Here is a 15,289-nt window from a genome sequence, read left to right as displayed (position 1 = left end):
CGAAAGGCGATGATGTCTGTAGTCTTCTTCATGGCGTATCGTTCCTTTGGGAAGTTCTGGCAGGCTTCGACACCCGCCACGATACGCCGCCCTTTCAGACCCCGTCACCCATTTCCCGGCATAGCTCGCCGGGACGGATGGTGAAGTTGCCGCGATAGGCTGATGAGAAGTCAAAACCTGCGGTGCTCATCGAGCAGGCGAGAGGACCGCCGCGCTTACGGCTGGCGCCACTACCCATGGCCCCGGCGCTCTGCTGTATGATTCCAGCCAGGGCCCCCTCCGCAGCGCCGGTGCCGCCGAAGTGAGACCAGCCAAAATAGAAACTGTCAGACCAGTTCTGCTTCCATGGCGGGTTGTTGGTCGAGGCTCTGGTAGACTGCCGTCGCCTGAACTGGATCGCGGTCCCGTTCAGCCTGAATTCAAATGTCCGGCTCCAACTGAATTCGCGCTCGATGCGGCACCATCCGCCGGGGAAACTTACCTCTTTGCCGCTCGGCACATTCATCGGAACCGTGATCCCGAGAAGGTCGTCGGGTGCCTTGGTTCGGACAATCGAGCCGCGCACGTCGATCGCGTTGCAGCCCGTCGGTACGGTGCCTACCGTAACCCATCCGGAATCCCACGATTGCGGGAGTATCGTCACGCAGGTGACGCAGGCATCCGAGTCGAAGCCGAAGGGGTTTGTGAACCTCTCGTAACCGTAGCCCCCACCCTTGCTGAAATCGGGATAACTGAAATCATAGTTCGACAGCGTTATCCATGCGCTCGCTGGCATCCAGTTCACTGGCGGATAATTCGTGTCCCATACCCGGCGGCTGCCGTCCCGTACGAGAATATCTCCATCCTCGCTGAAGACCCTACCCATCACACACCTATTGTCAGGAAGCTGGGCCCGGTGAAGCTGCCCACGTAGTCTGTCTCGGTGATCACGTTGCTCCCCACGGCAATGCGGGCGCGCCCATTTCCGATATCCCCGATTGGGCCTTGGGGAATCACATATGGCGTTTCCCCCGGGGCAACGGCGTGCATGTATTGCTTCGACGTATCGATCTTGCCCCTGCCAATCACCACATCGCTGCCCACGCGCCCGAATAAGGGTTTCCCGGCATCGGCGGCGGGTTGGCGGAATATCAGTACCTGATAGGTCCGGCTCACCGCCGATAGTGCCGTGTTTGAACTGTTCATGGTCTCGAAAAGACCCACGACAGACGATGTAACGAAAGCGCAGACCGAGCGGGCTCGGCCATTGCTTTCGGTCTGAACAATGGTGCCCGGCGTCACCAACAGGCCGTTCCACACAACATACGCCAGCGGCTCATATCCGAGACTGTGAGTAACCAACGTACGCTCCGCAGTGCCGGACCGCCCCCAACCCTGAACCTCCGGGAGTTGGACCCAAAAACTATCACCTCCATAAACCTGCACTCGCCCGGCCAGTGAGGGGTGGCTGACGCTGACTGTCTGAAGGGGCATCGCCAGTTCGTACTGGAAGAAGTCGCTGTGCCAATAAACGCTGGCGACATGCGCCGCCGGATTTTTGGCAGGCGCGTTGCGCGGCGCATCGAAGTCCAGCGGATGGCCGGTGGTGTTTGGCTCTTCAAAACAGGCCACAATGCCCTGATCCTTGAAGCCCCGGATCACTCTCATGCTGGGGCTCCAAAGCTGAAGTTTCCGGCGGACACCAAATCACCAGTGATCATATCCACCTCAAATGAGCCATTGGCTGACCGCAACTTGCCGTCCTCGCTGATCGCCACAATCGGCGTGCCATCAGAGGTGAAGAACGCGGTCTGTCCCGCCATCAGGCCGATGCGCGTCGGCTGGCCAGGATCAGCCGGAACGTCGAGGAAGAACGTGGCAGCGCGGAACGTTCCGTCATCGACAGCCGCTTGGATGGCGTACCGGGCTGCATAACCGGAAGGCGCCGCGACCGCTTCCCATCGTATGTTGACCTGAGAACTGTTGCCGCCCATGGCCGCATAGAGGCTTTCCAGAGCAACGGCGATCGCACCGCCTGGACCCAGCGCCACCTCAATGATCTCGGTAAAGCTCGCCTCCAGCCCTTCCAGTTCGACGCTGATCTCGCGGAAAAGGGCCTCGCGCTTGGTGTAGTTCTCGCGGTCGACTTCCTCGAGCAGCGTGCCAAGCTGCTTGAACTGCTCGATCAACTGGCGGGGCTTGATGCCCATTTGGTCCAGCACGTCGCGGGCGATATTGCCGAGTTCCACATCGAGCGGGGTGAGCCGGATGTTGGGGATCGTCACTTCGAGCCATTCCGAAGCCTCGATCCTGCGGCCCGAGGCCGAGATATACGTGACCTTCACCTCGAAGGTCTGCCCGCCGATCAGGCTCTCAAAGACAGAAGCTGAGCCGAGATGGATTTCGGGCTTGTTGATCGCGCCGGTCCACCGGATCGCGCTTTCACCCTTGAGGCGATGAACGATACTGACCTGCTCTACATCGACCGCGACTGCCGTAGTGGGCCAATGGACCGCGTAACCGCCGCGGCGTTCGTTCTCGTCCGCGTCCTTGCCGATATAGGGCTCGACCCAAACACCCGTAACGACCTGCGGCGCGGGGCGATTGCTGGTGATCGGGGCGAACTCGATAGGGCGCTCGTCCGTCGCCGGGTTCCAACTATGGTCCGCCGGATCGATCTCTTGCAGGCCCAGGACCACCCAGCCCCAAGGTGAGCGGGTCCGGGCCGTGATGAGAAATAGCTTGGTCGAATAGCCGTACCGGTCCGATGACCACGCCAGAACCTGCAAAGGCCGGAACTGCGCATAGGCGGCGGGCAGCGCCACGACATGCTTGCGGAAGCGACGGCCTTCCTCGATCACGGCCTGCAAAACTCGTTGGGCCTGTGTACCCGAGAAAGTCGTCGGTAGTTCAAGGCCGCGCGGCTTGCGCTCGCCCCCGTCCTGCGCTTCCAGATCGCTCCGGTAATAGGGAGCGGTATCCTTCATTTCCCAAGCTTGCGACGGCTCGATATAGTTGGCCGTGGCGCCGTTGATCACATCGTCAAATTTCGGGAATGGGAACGATCCGAGTGGTTCGGTCGCCAGCACGTCTGCATCTGTCAGCGCACCATCCGCCGCATCCGGCGCGCCCACCAACACATAAACGGTCCCGTCAGAACAATAGCTGATGCGCGCATTGGCGCCGATGAGCAGTTCCTGAACCACGTCTTGGGGGCGCTCATCGAAGAAGATTTCCCGGCCCGCGCGGAAACGCTTCTCGGTCCCGCCACCTTTGAGCGTGACAACCTCATCGCAAGCGTCCATTGCGGCGACCCAGACCGCATAAGGCAGTTGCGCCGCCGTCCGCTTCCCGCCCCAGACGTGCTCGCCTTCGTAATGGATACCGCGCAGGATGTTGTAGATGATGACCATCGAGTTGTCGGAGAACTCGTAGGTCGAAGGCTGCCCCCAACGGTGCGAGCCCGAACCGCCGGCGGTCGAATCCTTGCGCGGATCGTAGAGCCGCAGGCCCCGGCAAACGACCATGAAGTCCTGAAACGGCCTGGTCCAGACTTCCTCGTGCCAAAAACTCGTGAAGGTGACGTACGGCACACCGCGCCCGATCATGGCGCTGGTCCAAGGGCGCTCGGCATGCGCGCCGAACTTGCTCACAAGGAAGCTGTCTGCCGCCGTCTGCGTGCCGGTATAGCCGCGCCACCAGAGCTTGTTGCCGCCCGCGATGTTGTATTCCGGGACAGGATAACCCTGCTCAACCCCGCCGGTCGTGGCAAGCGTTGCCGCCGCACCATTGACGTACAGCCCTGCAAAGCCATCGATCGGCAGGTCGCCGAGGGACAGGACATCGACGGCAAAGACATTGGGAACGCCGCCGCTGGACCCGTACTCACCCCCGTACTCGTACTTGCCCGGCACGCCAATGGTGCCGACAAGGAAGCTCTTGGGCACCGTACCGCCGGTCTGGCGCGCCCCCCGCGTTCCGGTACGTCGGTCCTGTTGGGGCTTCGGCCCGAACGCCTGCTGAAGAAGGTTTCCCGCGAAGGAAAGAACTGCGCCGACGACCAGTTGAATGAGGAAGCTGAACGGATCGAACATCAGGCTGCCTTCCCCTTCACCTGACCCCACCAGCGCTCATAATTGCCAGCGGTATCGCCCCACTTCCTGAACTCGTCCCCGCCACGCAAAGCCTGTTGTGCCTGCGATTTGACCGCCGGGTTCGTAACAGTCAGTTCAATCGCTGCCGAGACGACATCGAGCGCCAGCCCGCCCTCTCCGCCCGCCGCCGCGTCATTGACCGACGCGCCATCGACCCGCCCCGAAAAGAGCAAGATTGGGGCATCGATCACGTGCCAGGTTTCCGGATTGAACACGCCTTGGTAATAGGCGACCGGCGCGATCCTGATATTGTGGCCAAACACCATATCCATGGGCGAGTTTTCGGCCGTGCTGGCATGATCCAGATCGAACGTCACGGTTGCCGCCTCAAGCCCGATCACGTCCACGATCTGCGGCGCGTCGAGCAGGGTGCCTGCGCCTCGAAAGTTGGTACTGACCGGCGTTGATGCGCCCGGCGGCGTTACGTTCTGGGCAACATTGTCCTCACCTGTCCAATAGGCGAAGGTGACGGCTGACCCGCCGAGCGTCTGGCCCTCAACGACCAGAAAGTCGCGCAGCACCAGTTCGCCCGCTTCAAGCTGGGCTATAATCGAAGGCGTGTAGGTCATGTCTTACCGGTAGGTTTGCTCGGCGCTGAGCTTGATCTCGGAATGAAGGCCCGATATTTTTGACGGATAGGCCGAACCCGGAACGATGCGGAACTTGCCGCAGGGCTTTCTGATGATCACGTCATCACCGCTCGCGATGCTGGCGGGTAGCGGGGGCCAAATCTCGACGCTTGCAACGGCGCCGGTGATGGGATTGGCCGTCCGGGCCTCTGCGAACTGCCCGAGGTAATAGAGCCCGTTCTTTACGACCCCGAAATACGTCCCGAGGGGGATCTGATAGCCGGGCGGGAAACCGCTGAACGAAACGTGCAGCCGATCCGTGATGACGTTGATCTCCGGCACGGTCGGCCCGATGATCGAGCCATTCGGGTCCGTTGCAGGATATGGCAGGCGCCAGTTGTAGAGCAGGACGGTCTTAAGCCCCCCTGCCCTCGAATTGATGAGCGCCATGATGCCTTCCGCCTCGGCGTTGGACATGACCTCGGTGGTGATCTCTGCGGCCCACAGCGACACGGCCCGATCAGCGTAGCCTGTGTTGCCGCCCGCCGTCATCGAGCGCTGCTGATTGAAGGACTGAACGAAACGAATGTCCTGAACCTTGAACCGGTCAGCGAAGTCAGCGGCAGGTAGAGGGTTAGCCAATGTCATCACGCGGCCCTCGGATTGGACCGGCCCGGGTTGTTCACCACGGCCCGGACGTAGCGGGCACCCTCGCCGCTTTCTTGCCAGCGGCGCATTTCGGCTTGGAAACCACGCGCGGCGGCAGCGCCTTCCGCCTCCGAGTTGGCTTCGATCCGCTCGATGGTGACGTAGACATCACCGCCGGACGTATGCGTGCTGGCAACTGGCCGATTAGCGTTCGCGGCAAGAGTGTGATCGATCACCGTCTCATTCGGGTGCAGGATCGCCGGGAGGCCGCCCCTGCCATCAATCCCGCCAGAGCGAGGGCCGTAGCCGGTAAAGCCGCCGCCGTCGAAGGAAAACAGCCCAGCAAACATACCCCCGATCCCCCCGCCCGTGCCGCCCCCGAACAGCATCATGAAGGCGTTGTTGATCAGCAACTGCCCCAAGCTCTTGAGCAGGTCGCCAATCGCCTGCCCCGCGTTCTTGGACCCGTCGATGATGCCGGTGAACATGTTCGAGAAGCCCTGCGCCAACGTGTTGTTGATGTCGATGGCGAGCTGCTGTTGCTGCTGGAGAAGGCGGGTGCGTTCCTCGGCCAACGCATAAGCATCGGCAAGTCCGTTGATCTCATCTATGAGGCCCGCAGTGATCGGAATGCCCGCTTCCTGCGCTGCCTTGAGCAAGTCCATGGCAGTGTTGAAGCGAGTAGCGGCGGTTTCGGAGAGACCGAAGGTCAGCGCCTGCTGTTCGAGAGCGGCGATATTGTCCCGGACAGCTTGGGTTGCCTCTTGATAGGCGTTGAGCTTGCCAGCAGCACCACCCAGCCCGAGGGGATCACTGCCGCCACCGCCGCCACCAGCGAGATCGGCAAGAGCGGCCTGCGCACCGAGCGCATTGTCCCATAGGTCGCGGATGCCCTGCCCGGCTTCCCCCAAGTAATTGATGCCTTGCCTGGCCTGATAGGCAGCCTTCGCCAGATCTCCTGCCCGGCTCTCTGTCTCCGAGAGGTCGTGCTTGAAATCGGTAAAATCGAAAGACAGAATATCATGGACTTCATTGGTAAAAGGGTTCGTCCATTGGATGGCGGGGCCACTCAAGCCTTCAAGAAGCGCATTCCAAGCCAGCTTGCCAATGCTTTCAAATTCTCCCGGCAACTCTTTCCACGCCACGACAACGGCATCGTATGCGCCCACCATCATGCCGATGATGTCATTTGCCAGGTCCTTGAAAACGCCGAATACGTCGAAGCCAATAAGTTGTGCAATCTCGTCACGGAAAATGTAAGACGCTGCAACTGCCGCCGCTATGCCGCCGATAAGCAGCGCAAACGGGTTCATCATCAGCGCCGCGCCAATCGCAGACAATGTGCGCAGCGTGATGAAGCCAAAAGTTGTTACCGCGAACCCCGCCGCGCCAGCCCCGGCAATAATAAGGGTCGCCATGCCGTCGAATTCGATCCCGAGGCTCGCGACAAGCCCGGTCACCCCATCGAGGGCCGAGCCAAAAATAGTCTGGATGACGACAGCGGACCGGACAACATCGTCCGTCATGTTGCGAATAGAGTCCGCCAACCCGATGAGAGTGATTGCGAAATTCTCAGACGCGCCGGTTGCTTGATCGACGCGACCGACCAAGGCCCCAAAATTCGTCTGGATACGCACGAATGCATCCCCGATGGTCGCGGGCATTTCGCCTGCTTCCTCGCGAAGCTCTTCCAGAGAGCCGATTAGCGCGTCCACGATGACCCCGCCGGTGACCTTGCCATCGACCGCCATCTGGCGAAGGCCAGTGACGGTAGTGCCCATTGCGTCGGCTACAGCTTCAAGCACGCGCGGGCTTCGAGACATGATCGTCTCATATTCCATCGCCCGAAGTTTCCCGGTTGAAATGGCGCGAGAGAGCGCATTGAGCACGACGTCTGCGTCCTGCCCCTTGGTCGCCGTGGTAACCAGTGCATGGTTCAAGGCTTCGGTGAAATCAGCTGCCTCAACCGCACCCCGGCCAAGATCCCGGAGCACCGCTACGTTGCGTCCGTAAATCTCGACGGTCTGCGCCAACGGCGAATATGAGGCGTTCGCCACGTCAACCAGCCGCTCCATAAGTGCGGGAGCGGCCTCCATGTTCTTTACCGCCGCCCCTACTCGCGACTGCATATCCGACCACGCATCGGCGTACTGGGTCAGCGCCCGAATGCTGAATGCAGCCATTACGGTGCCGACGAGTGGGGCGAGCATCCGAAATGCACGGCTCAAGCCATCAATCGAATCCTCCGAGCGCTTCGCCTGACCTTCCATGCCCTTCAGGTCGCCTGTCGCCTTCACGACGCCATTGCTGTCGATCCTGATACCCAAAGTCGCGAGGTCCATTTGATGATCTCCAAGAAATGCAATAGCGTCCCGAACCCACGGGTTCAGGAGGACGCAATGAAAAAAATGGCGCTTGTTTTTGTAGTTGTCAGTGTCGGGGCGCTGGCGGCGGTTACGCCCGCAATGTCGTGCGATACATCATTGTTTGACGTTTCGGACTGGCGAGCCTCCGCACGCGAAGACGGCAGGCACATACGCACCGATATGGAAGTGGACTTAGTCTATCGCGGCGAAAGAACGTATCGCATGATCCATGCCGCGACTCTCTTTTCCGATGCTCTCGGGAATGCACTCGTTTCAGTCAGTATCGAACGCGATCAAACAGTCGTGCCCGGAGAGGTGTTCACATCCTCGGGCGCGTTCGTGGGTAGCGACTCTCGCATAACTTCGATCAACAGGGACGATGTGCGTAGTAGAACCTGTGTCTGGTCTATCGTCTACGATGACGGGACTGTCGAGGAATTTGAATAGAGGGGCGGCTATGCCGCCCTTTATTTTGGACCGCTGATTAGTTCGACTTCTTCATCTGAAAGCTTCCAACTCTCAGTATCAGAACCGAGCTTGCTAGTGAGCCGATGAAAATAATTCCTGCACAAACGGACAACATCGTTATCATCGACTCGCTGATCGATAAAGAAAGTGGCGGTCAATGGAGCCGCTTTCTCCAGCGAATAAGCAATGGTCACCCTGCGTACGGACGACCCATCCCAAGGCGATCGATCAGAGACAATCTCGATAATCTTAAGTTTTCCGATAAGAGATTTGTCCGACATTATTTCAGTTCCTATCAATGGGAGCGCTGGCCTTTCGCCGAGCTTCAATTACTGCGTCAAGCCGATCAGTTTGAATTGCCATCAACGTAGATGGGAGTCTGAATGAAAGTAAAAACGCGGTCGTCGCAAGCCCGAAGTAGACCCTCTCCATCCAAGCGACAACCTCCTCATGCTTGCTGCCGATGACAGCAGAGACAAAAATGATGGCAAGGGTGACGAGGTACAAAAGGAAAAGGTATTTTTGGCGCGTCATCTTTGCGACGATTCGCTCCCGATGGATGGCGCTCATTTTCCATCCTCCGGGTAGCATTGATTGATCCCCGAGCAGCGTCATGACGGCTACGAGAAAGCCCGCTAGGATTGAAAACACCGTGACAATCACACCGGTTGCCCGCTCATTATCTCGGATAAAGTCGGCGCCCCAGATCGCTACAGCTACCCCAGCGCCAATGCACAGCACTCCAAATAGCCAACTTCGCCAAGGAACTGCCTGCCTCCCATCTTTCCTGCTAGCCATTTGGCACCGCCCGGAGTTCGGAATCGAACTCTATAAGATGCCCCCAAGCTTCGGTGTGCCGAACAGACTTGCCGAACGGTTCCATTGATACGGTTTTCGACAACAAAATGTCATTCGCGCGCACTTTGCGACCTGTCATTGTTTCGATAACAAATCCCGCATCGTCTTCGTCCAGGACTGTCTCTGCCAGCTCTTGGATTTGCTGGCGCTCGACATCGCCTCCTTTACGCTTGTCGAAAGAGAGCGAGACCTCGACTTTGAGGTTTTCCGCCTCCTCTGGAACCTTCCCTTCCATCATAAGCAAGGCCCTGATGTCGTCGAGAACACTTCCGAGCATCCGCTTCCGCACAGTTTCGCGCTCGGCGTGATCGACGGAAACGCTGTGGGCGACGGCGTTCATTCTGAGACGATGGACACCCTCCTCAACGATCATTGCCATTTTATCCATATCGATACGCTTCCCCAATGAGAAACGCGATAAATCGGTCCCAATTCCCAAGTGCGAGGCCATATGCTCCACGTAATCGATCAGCGCTCCGTCGGGTAACCCACAACGGCATACCAAGACGTCATTGCCCCGGACCAGCAGCATCATTTCGCCATCCAGAAACTCTGTCTGATCCGGCGCTTGGGCCAACTCCAGCCCGATGTTCACCGATCCTCCGGCGACAGGAACCACCTGCACTCGATCGTTTGGCGTATAGGCAACCAGATGTATCAGCTCATATTTCGCACTTCGCTCAAAATTCAGGACTTTTAAAACTGATTGACCTGTATCGAAAGTTCGATGGTCAATGTTGCATCCATCAGGATGTGCGAGTTTTAGAATATTCTGGAGCGTGCCGGGGCCGCCATTGTCTGCCCCAAATTTATTGACGTTTACTGCCTCGCGCAGCGACAAGGTGCGATTTATCATACTCCCCCTCCATACGATGCTTGTATGAAAAGCGGGAATTCGGAAAAAATCGAGTCAAATCTTCTTTAGGATTAACATGGGCGGCGATTTGCCCCGTTTAATCCCGAATGAAAAGAGGCAAGGCTGTCCCTTGCCTCACCTGCTCCACGTTATGTCCGCACATTCGAGCGCGGATAGGATTGACTCCGAAAATACCGACGCGCGCCGGAGGGCGCCCTTGCCAATGAACGGCTCTCCGATTTCGGAAGTGCCGCAATAGGTGTCCAGTAATTCCACCTGATACTGGCCGGGCCGGGAAGGCAGATGCTCGATCACGGTAACCGTGATGCCTCCTACCGTCCCGGCCTCGTAACGGATATGGCCCTTGTCGTTGGGCACTAGCCGAAGTCCTGCGCGTTATCAGCGTCGTAGACAAGTCGCGGCGCTAAGGACGCGTCCATCATATCCGCCATCTTCCGGCAGTGATCCGACGCGACGCGAACCTTTTTCAGAACATGCTCGTCATGCTCATAATCAAGGTCCATGAACACCAGTTGGGCGGCAACGAGAACCTCCGTCAGCTTTTCCAGTGAGTCCAAGATTTCCTTGGCTTCGACCTCAGCACCCTTGATCTTTGCCAAATAGTCTTGGTGCTCTCTGATCTTGCCATCGAGGAACTCTTTCTGTTCCTTGAGGCGTTCGACGGCGCGCCGGGCTTCCGCCTCTTTCTGGCGCGCTGCCTTTACCTCACCATCGACCTTCGCAAGCGCCGCCTCAGCCGCCGCTTCTGCTTGGGCATCCGCTGCCCTCTCGGCTTCCTCTCGGACGCGCTCGGATTCGGACTTTGCCGCTTCGATTTCTGCGAGAAGTCGCTGGCGTTCGGCAGCGGCCTTGGCTTCGGCTTCTTGCTCAGCCTTTAGCCGGACAGCTTCGGCGTTCTCCTTGAGCATGTTCACCTGCCCAAGAAGATCGGCGGACTTGGCCTTCTCAGCTTCGGCCTCGCGCTTGGCGCGGATAGCGTCCTGCTCCGCCCGTTTGGCTTCCGCCTCCTTATCCGCAATTTCGCGTTTAAGGCGCTTCACTTCCTCGACGGTCACGCTCTCATTTGCTTCGGCTTTTGCCTCAACTATCTGGCGGACAGGCTCCGGCGTCGAAGGTGCAGCAAGTTCATAAAGCACTGTGGGCGTTAAATTCGACATTATGTCGAATTTGTTTCCGTATACCTCAGCCACCTGCATAAACCGGGCGGCGGTCCTGTCGGTCATCCCGAACTCGGCTTCGATCCATGGAAGGAACGCGCCATGGGATAGCCTGCTCTTGACCTCAATCAAATCGAGGCCGATGGCAATAATATCCTCTGCCGTGCGCTTCATCCGAACCCGGATGCGCTCAGCGGCGGCGCGTACTTCCGTCGCGGTTTCAACCGGCATGTTTGCGTAGTCGAACAAGGTAATCTCAGTCATTGCCCTGCCCCTTGAACAGCCCCTTGGACAGACGGCGATGGGCGGCGGCGATCTGGCCGCATTCGTTTTTCACTGTCGCCTTGATCGATTTGCGCGTTGCCTTGGCAGCGATCCCCTGAAAGATGATCGCGGCAGCGGTGCTCTCCGCCATCTGCAAATAGCGAAGCTCCATCAGGTCGAACAGGTCGCGGGACTTCTTCTCCCCGTTCATCAGGGCTTCGCGCTGCTTGGCGTTCAGGCCAAATGCAGCATAAACCGAACGCGTGAAGTTCGAGTACGCCAGATCAGGGCGGGTTGAGCCTTCACCCTCGCCGTCAACGTAATCGACGAATGCCTGAATGGCGTCGGTGAAGTTCAGCCGGTCGATCTTGCCAGCTTCTCGCAATGCGGGCCAATGCTGATTGCTCCGCTCGGCCAGTTGGCCGGGATTGACTCTCTGAATTTCAGTAGTCATGTCGTCGTGCTTTCTGGCGGTGCCCAAGCGCCGTTGAGAGAGGGAGACGGTGCGCGCCAGGCTGGAATCCGAGGTGCGCGCCGTCACTTTCGCAGATGGGCTTCTGCGAATGTCAGGATCAGTAATATTCAGAAAGACCGGGCGCTTACGCCCGCTGGCCGTTTGGCCGCCGATGAAAGACCGGCATTTTTGCCAGCGCCGGGCGGGTACTCTCCCGCTGATAGCGAAGGCTTTCGAGGTCGTGCCCGCGATCGATGATGATCTCGCCACCCTTGAGCCTTGGATCGTATTCCTTTTCCAAGATCAGCCCGCGAACGGAAAGCCACCGATGATCCCAATGGGGGACCAATCCGCCGCTGGACTTGTCCCCGGCCTGAATATGCCAGCCATGGTGCGTCTCGGCGGTGATCTCATTGAGTGCATCGGCCATGGCCGCGAAATGAAACCGCACACGCTCTTGGGCGGACATCGCCTGCCCCGCGAATGCGGGAACCGCCATTGCTACCCCTGCTACCGGCAGGGCTTTGAGAAGGTCACGCCGCTTCATGCTGCCGCCCTCCCGTCTTCCGCCTCAACCAAGGCGCTGTAGACCTTGTTGATCTGCTTGTGCAGGTAAAAAGCATCGACCGAAAGGTTCGAGGCCAGCCAAAGGATTTGCTCCGCCTCCGTAGGGGACAGGGTCATCCGAATATAACCATTGCCAGCATCCTCACAGCGCCCCTTGTCCATTTTGGTTTCCAGCTTGCTGCACAGCATGTCTGCCAGATGACGAACCGCTTCCAACTTTTCGAGCGGTCCTCCTTGCGCCTCGAAAGTGCTGATTGCTTCTTGTGCGCTCATGCCACTTCTCCGATCAACGGAACGTGGTAGACGTCGAGGTCCTTTTCAGCCTCCGCCAGCCGATGGACCACCTCATAGAGGGTGTCGGCCAACGCCCCGATATCGTCTTCCGTCAGCTCGCCGTTGTTCTGCATGGCGTGCCAGACGGTGGTGGCGATGGCCTTGGCCCGGTTGACGTGATCCGCTGCTTTCGCTTTCGAGTTCATGCCACTTCCTCCAGTTCCAGCGCCTCGCCGCCGTCAAGCGTGAGGTCAGGATCAGGAATGACGAGGGCAAAGCCGCTGTCGCGCTCGCCGTCGCGGAAGAAGCGGCGGAGAGCAGGATCAGTGAACAGGCTCGACAGGCGAACCATGAGGGTTTCAGTTTCCTTGTGCATCTGCCCCTCCCTCACGCCGCACGGGCGAGTTCGAGGGACAGGGCCTTGTGGCGGCTCCAGTCGATGAAATTCGACATTTCGAGCGACACAAGATCGGCGCGGATTTGCTCAACGGTGCGGCCAACCGGGATAGTGGCATCCAAGCGTGCCTTTGCGGCAGCGTCGAACTTGGCCTCCTTCCATGCGTCACGCAGGCAGCGGGCGAAGTATGCAGCGTCAAACGTGCGCAGCATCTTGTAGCGGTACACGCTCCACGCACGAGACATGACGCGGCGAAGGTTGATGTTGGACGGAATCCGGGTATTGGTGGTCTTAGCCATTCGAGCCTCCAGACAGGTTCGTTTCGGTTAGGGCCGTCTCGGGAGTACCAGTCCCGTTTCGGCCCGTTTGCTATTGCTAGCAGATGTATGTATAATTCTAGCCGGATTCACTGTCAACTAGAAAATGCTAACAATGCCAGCAGAACGCGAAACCCGTAATGCCCCCCTTGGGCTGCGCATTTATCCTTCGGTGAAGGACGCACTGGAAAAGGCGGCCAAGGACGACAATCGCTCGACCGCCTCTATGGCGGAGATCATTCTTACCCAATGGCTCAAGGACAAGGGTTACCTGGAGAAGTGAGCAGTGGAGATAGCAATCCCGAACTGTTGCCCTGCCCTTTTTGTGGCGGCGAGCCGCGAATTTACTACAACATCAGCCCGCCGAATAACCGAGGCTACAATTGGCACGCAGCGTCCATTTCTTGCACCATGTGTGATGCAGCCATGTGGTCAGAAGACGTGCCAGAACGGGTTATCAAGGCGTGGAACCGCCGGACCGGCAATGGTCATCTCACAAGAGCCTTTGCCGTGGCACATCCTGACCCAAAGCCCCGCTGCACCGGATTCCGATCTGTTCCAGAACTGGACACAGGACGTGCAAGAGGCCGCCTGCTGTAAAAGGTGCTCGAAAGGCAAGCCGTGCGGCAACTCGTGCATCGCGCGGACGAAGACATGTCGAGTGGGGCCGGGCTGCGCCTGTTAGCTTAGTGCCTTAGGTACAAAGGCTACCCCCGCTCCGAAAGCTGGCACCGAGCAACCAGTTCGCCAATGAGCAGTTGCACCATCGCATCTTGTCCCTCGGGCGTTTTGCGGACAAGCCACGCCTGAAGCAGCGCCTCCATCATCGCGCCCGGCGCGTTGATCTTGAGCGCCATCCTGATATCGTCGGTTCCGATATTGGGGGATTGGAGCATTTTTCACATGGCCTCTGCTGTTTTAGATTGCCCTCATTGCGGGGCGCACGAACTGGCGATGTCGCTTTCAGGTAACTTCGTCCCACCGGCAGGAGCGAAGAGCCCATCAGGCTACGATACGTTCGCACCAGTCCTTGCCCTTTGTGCCCGCTGTTGGGGATCGTTTGCCATTGAGCTTGTGCCGCAGATTATCGGCACGATGACGCGAGAGGGGGTAGCCGCTGCCGCTCAGAAATTATTGAGCACACCTACGGGCGTTCCGGAAGCTTTCAAGTTGCGGGCGATCATTCTGCGAACCCCGCCGGAAACCAGTAGCTTCCCCCCACATGTCTCAGCCCCCGTTCTTAAGGCGCTTAAGCAAGCTGAGATGAACTTTCGGCTTCCCGACGCCGAAGAGGCATCCGCGCTCATGTACCGACGTGCGCTCGAACTCGCGGTTAAGGAAATATATCCCGACGAAAAGGGGGGACTTATTCAGCGAATTGATAAACTCGCAGCCAAAGGTGTTCTGCCGGACGCGATGAAAGATTGGGCTCACGAAATCCGTGTGATCGGAAATGACGGCGCACATGAACTAGATGGCGTGGAGCGATCTGATCTTATAGCCGCTCAAGGCTTCACAGATGCCTTTCTGAGATACCTCATCAGTTTACCCAAGGAAGTCGAACTGCGCCGCTCGGCGGCTGTCATTGCCGAAGCGGAAGACGAGAAATCCTGATCGATTTCAAAGATTACAAGGAGCGCCCTGTCGTTTAAGCGCGCCCGCGCATAGCCTCACCTCATAGCCGCCCTGAACGCATCACGAGCCGCATTGTCCGTTTCCGGGACGTCCGGTTCTTTCGCGTGATGCTTGAGATAGAGGGCGTCCATGGCCCGGATAGCCTGCCGGAAGGCCTGCGCATCGGCGCCTGGCCAGCCTGCGACATGTCGGTCGATACTGGCCGCCGGAATCGGGCCGAGCCCCATACCGATCTGCCGATCCGTTCCGAGTTCAAAGAAGGTTTGGAACCAGCTTTCCGCGCCGGGCCAAATGTCCGGCGGATAA

General features: G+C 58.7%; 22 protein-coding genes. 4 read left to right on the top strand and 18 right to left on the bottom strand.

Going from position 1 to position 15,289, the window contains the following annotated elements; all coding sequences use genetic code 11:
- Positions 1-94 precede the first annotated feature (94 nt).
- Genes DQG18_RS11700 through DQG18_RS11675 form a run of 6 tightly spaced genes read right to left on the bottom strand, consistent with a single transcriptional unit; the run spans position 95 to position 7,692 of the window.
- Complete coding sequence (locus DQG18_RS11700; protein ID WP_116654447.1) at positions 95-865, bottom strand: hypothetical protein; 771 nt, start codon at positions 863-865, stop codon at positions 95-97.
- Positions 865-1,647 (bottom strand): hypothetical protein, encoded by a 783-nt coding sequence (locus DQG18_RS11695; protein WP_116654446.1) that lies wholly within the window; start codon positions 1,645-1,647, stop codon positions 865-867. The genes DQG18_RS11700 and DQG18_RS11695 overlap by 1 nt, the downstream gene beginning before the upstream one ends.
- Complete coding sequence (locus DQG18_RS11690; RefSeq protein ID WP_116654445.1) at positions 1,644-4,073, bottom strand: phage tail protein; 2,430 nt, start codon at positions 4,071-4,073, stop codon at positions 1,644-1,646. The genes DQG18_RS11695 and DQG18_RS11690 overlap by 4 nt, the downstream gene beginning before the upstream one ends.
- Entirely contained in the window at positions 4,073-4,702 is a 630-nt protein-coding gene (locus DQG18_RS11685; RefSeq protein WP_116654444.1) for a hypothetical protein, read from the bottom strand. Before DQG18_RS11685 ends, DQG18_RS11690 begins: the two co-directional genes overlap by 1 nt.
- A gap of 3 nt (positions 4,703-4,705) precedes the next feature.
- The gene (locus tag DQG18_RS11680) at positions 4,706-5,350 is read right to left on the bottom strand and encodes a hypothetical protein (protein WP_157970140.1); all 645 of its coding nucleotides are present in this window, start codon (positions 5,348-5,350) and stop codon (positions 4,706-4,708) included.
- Positions 5,350-7,692, bottom strand: a complete 2,343-nt coding sequence (locus DQG18_RS11675) for a tape measure protein (protein WP_116654442.1) — start codon at positions 7,690-7,692, stop codon at positions 5,350-5,352. The genes DQG18_RS11680 and DQG18_RS11675 overlap by 1 nt, the downstream gene beginning before the upstream one ends.
- A 57-nt stretch (positions 7,693-7,749) precedes the next feature.
- Here DQG18_RS11675 and DQG18_RS11670 point away from each other — a divergent pair, with 57 nt between their 5' ends.
- Positions 7,750-8,163, top strand: coding sequence for a hypothetical protein (locus DQG18_RS11670; RefSeq protein ID WP_157970139.1), 414 nt, complete (start codon positions 7,750-7,752; stop codon positions 8,161-8,163).
- A 20-nt stretch (positions 8,164-8,183) separates the two neighbouring features.
- Here DQG18_RS11670 and DQG18_RS16165 read toward each other — a convergent pair whose 3' ends face one another.
- The 10 genes from DQG18_RS16165 to DQG18_RS11620 all read right to left on the bottom strand — a co-directional run bounded on the left by DQG18_RS16165 (position 8,184) and on the right by DQG18_RS11620 (position 13,330).
- On the bottom strand, positions 8,184-8,465 hold the full coding sequence (locus DQG18_RS16165; RefSeq protein WP_157970138.1) for a hypothetical protein: 282 nt from the start codon (positions 8,463-8,465) through the stop codon (positions 8,184-8,186).
- A 4-nt stretch (positions 8,466-8,469) separates the two neighbouring features.
- Positions 8,470-8,754 carry a hypothetical protein gene (locus tag DQG18_RS16160; protein ID WP_157970137.1) on the bottom strand — a complete coding sequence of 95 codons (285 nt, stop codon included), beginning with the start codon at positions 8,752-8,754 and terminating at the stop codon, positions 8,470-8,472.
- Positions 8,755-8,974: 220 nt separating this feature from the next.
- Entirely contained in the window at positions 8,975-9,898 is a 924-nt protein-coding gene (locus DQG18_RS11660; RefSeq protein ID WP_116654439.1) for a hypothetical protein, read from the bottom strand.
- 377 nt (positions 9,899-10,275) lie between these two features.
- The gene (locus DQG18_RS11650; RefSeq protein WP_116654437.1) at positions 10,276-11,340 is read right to left on the bottom strand and encodes a DUF3102 domain-containing protein; all 1,065 of its coding nucleotides are present in this window, start codon (positions 11,338-11,340) and stop codon (positions 10,276-10,278) included.
- Complete coding sequence (locus DQG18_RS11645; RefSeq protein ID WP_157970136.1) at positions 11,333-11,881, bottom strand: hypothetical protein; 549 nt, start codon at positions 11,879-11,881, stop codon at positions 11,333-11,335. Before DQG18_RS11645 ends, DQG18_RS11650 begins: the two co-directional genes overlap by 8 nt.
- Before the next feature lie 58 nt (positions 11,882-11,939).
- Complete coding sequence (locus DQG18_RS11640; protein ID WP_157970135.1) at positions 11,940-12,341, bottom strand: hypothetical protein; 402 nt, start codon at positions 12,339-12,341, stop codon at positions 11,940-11,942.
- On the bottom strand, positions 12,338-12,634 hold the full coding sequence (locus DQG18_RS11635; protein WP_116654434.1) for a hypothetical protein: 297 nt from the start codon (positions 12,632-12,634) through the stop codon (positions 12,338-12,340). Before DQG18_RS11635 ends, DQG18_RS11640 begins: the two co-directional genes overlap by 4 nt.
- Positions 12,631-12,840 (bottom strand): hypothetical protein, encoded by a 210-nt coding sequence (locus DQG18_RS11630; RefSeq protein ID WP_116654433.1) that lies wholly within the window; start codon positions 12,838-12,840, stop codon positions 12,631-12,633. The genes DQG18_RS11635 and DQG18_RS11630 overlap by 4 nt, the downstream gene beginning before the upstream one ends.
- Complete coding sequence (locus DQG18_RS16345) at positions 12,837-13,010, bottom strand: hypothetical protein (protein ID WP_198669750.1); 174 nt, start codon at positions 13,008-13,010, stop codon at positions 12,837-12,839. The genes DQG18_RS11630 and DQG18_RS16345 overlap by 4 nt, the downstream gene beginning before the upstream one ends.
- An 11-nt stretch (positions 13,011-13,021) precedes the next feature.
- The gene (locus DQG18_RS11620) at positions 13,022-13,330 is read right to left on the bottom strand and encodes a hypothetical protein (RefSeq protein WP_157970134.1); all 309 of its coding nucleotides are present in this window, start codon (positions 13,328-13,330) and stop codon (positions 13,022-13,024) included.
- A gap of 133 nt (positions 13,331-13,463) precedes the next feature.
- Between DQG18_RS11620 and DQG18_RS16340 the strand changes: the two genes are divergently transcribed.
- The gene (locus tag DQG18_RS16340) at positions 13,464-13,631 is read left to right on the top strand and encodes a hypothetical protein (protein ID WP_198669749.1); all 168 of its coding nucleotides are present in this window, start codon (positions 13,464-13,466) and stop codon (positions 13,629-13,631) included.
- Positions 13,598-13,948 carry a Lar family restriction alleviation protein gene (locus DQG18_RS16750; RefSeq protein ID WP_116654430.1) on the top strand — a complete coding sequence of 117 codons (351 nt, stop codon included), beginning with the start codon at positions 13,598-13,600 and terminating at the stop codon, positions 13,946-13,948. The genes DQG18_RS16340 and DQG18_RS16750 overlap by 34 nt, the downstream gene beginning before the upstream one ends.
- A 107-nt stretch (positions 13,949-14,055) precedes the next feature.
- On the opposite strand, the gene DQG18_RS11610 is transcribed toward DQG18_RS16750, so the two are convergent.
- Positions 14,056-14,244 (bottom strand): hypothetical protein, encoded by a 189-nt coding sequence (locus tag DQG18_RS11610; RefSeq protein ID WP_116654429.1) that lies wholly within the window; start codon positions 14,242-14,244, stop codon positions 14,056-14,058.
- 7 nt (positions 14,245-14,251) lie between these two features.
- On the opposite strand from DQG18_RS11610, the gene DQG18_RS11605 reads away from it, so the two are divergent.
- Positions 14,252-14,962 carry a DUF4145 domain-containing protein gene (locus DQG18_RS11605; protein WP_116654428.1) on the top strand — a complete coding sequence of 237 codons (711 nt, stop codon included), beginning with the start codon at positions 14,252-14,254 and terminating at the stop codon, positions 14,960-14,962.
- Between the two features lie 56 nt (positions 14,963-15,018).
- On the opposite strand, the gene DQG18_RS16745 is transcribed toward DQG18_RS11605, so the two are convergent.
- The gene (locus DQG18_RS16745) at positions 15,019-15,276 is read right to left on the bottom strand and encodes a phage tail assembly chaperone (protein ID WP_425454224.1); all 258 of its coding nucleotides are present in this window, start codon (positions 15,274-15,276) and stop codon (positions 15,019-15,021) included.
- Between the last annotated feature and the right edge of the window lie 13 nt (positions 15,277-15,289).

Source organism: Pelagibacterium sediminicola (assembly GCF_003390885.1).
GTDB classification, from domain to species: Bacteria; Pseudomonadota; Alphaproteobacteria; order Rhizobiales; family Devosiaceae; genus Pelagibacterium; species Pelagibacterium sediminicola.
Note: the sequence above shows the minus strand (reverse complement) of the source record. Positions and strands in the feature narration are given on the sequence as shown.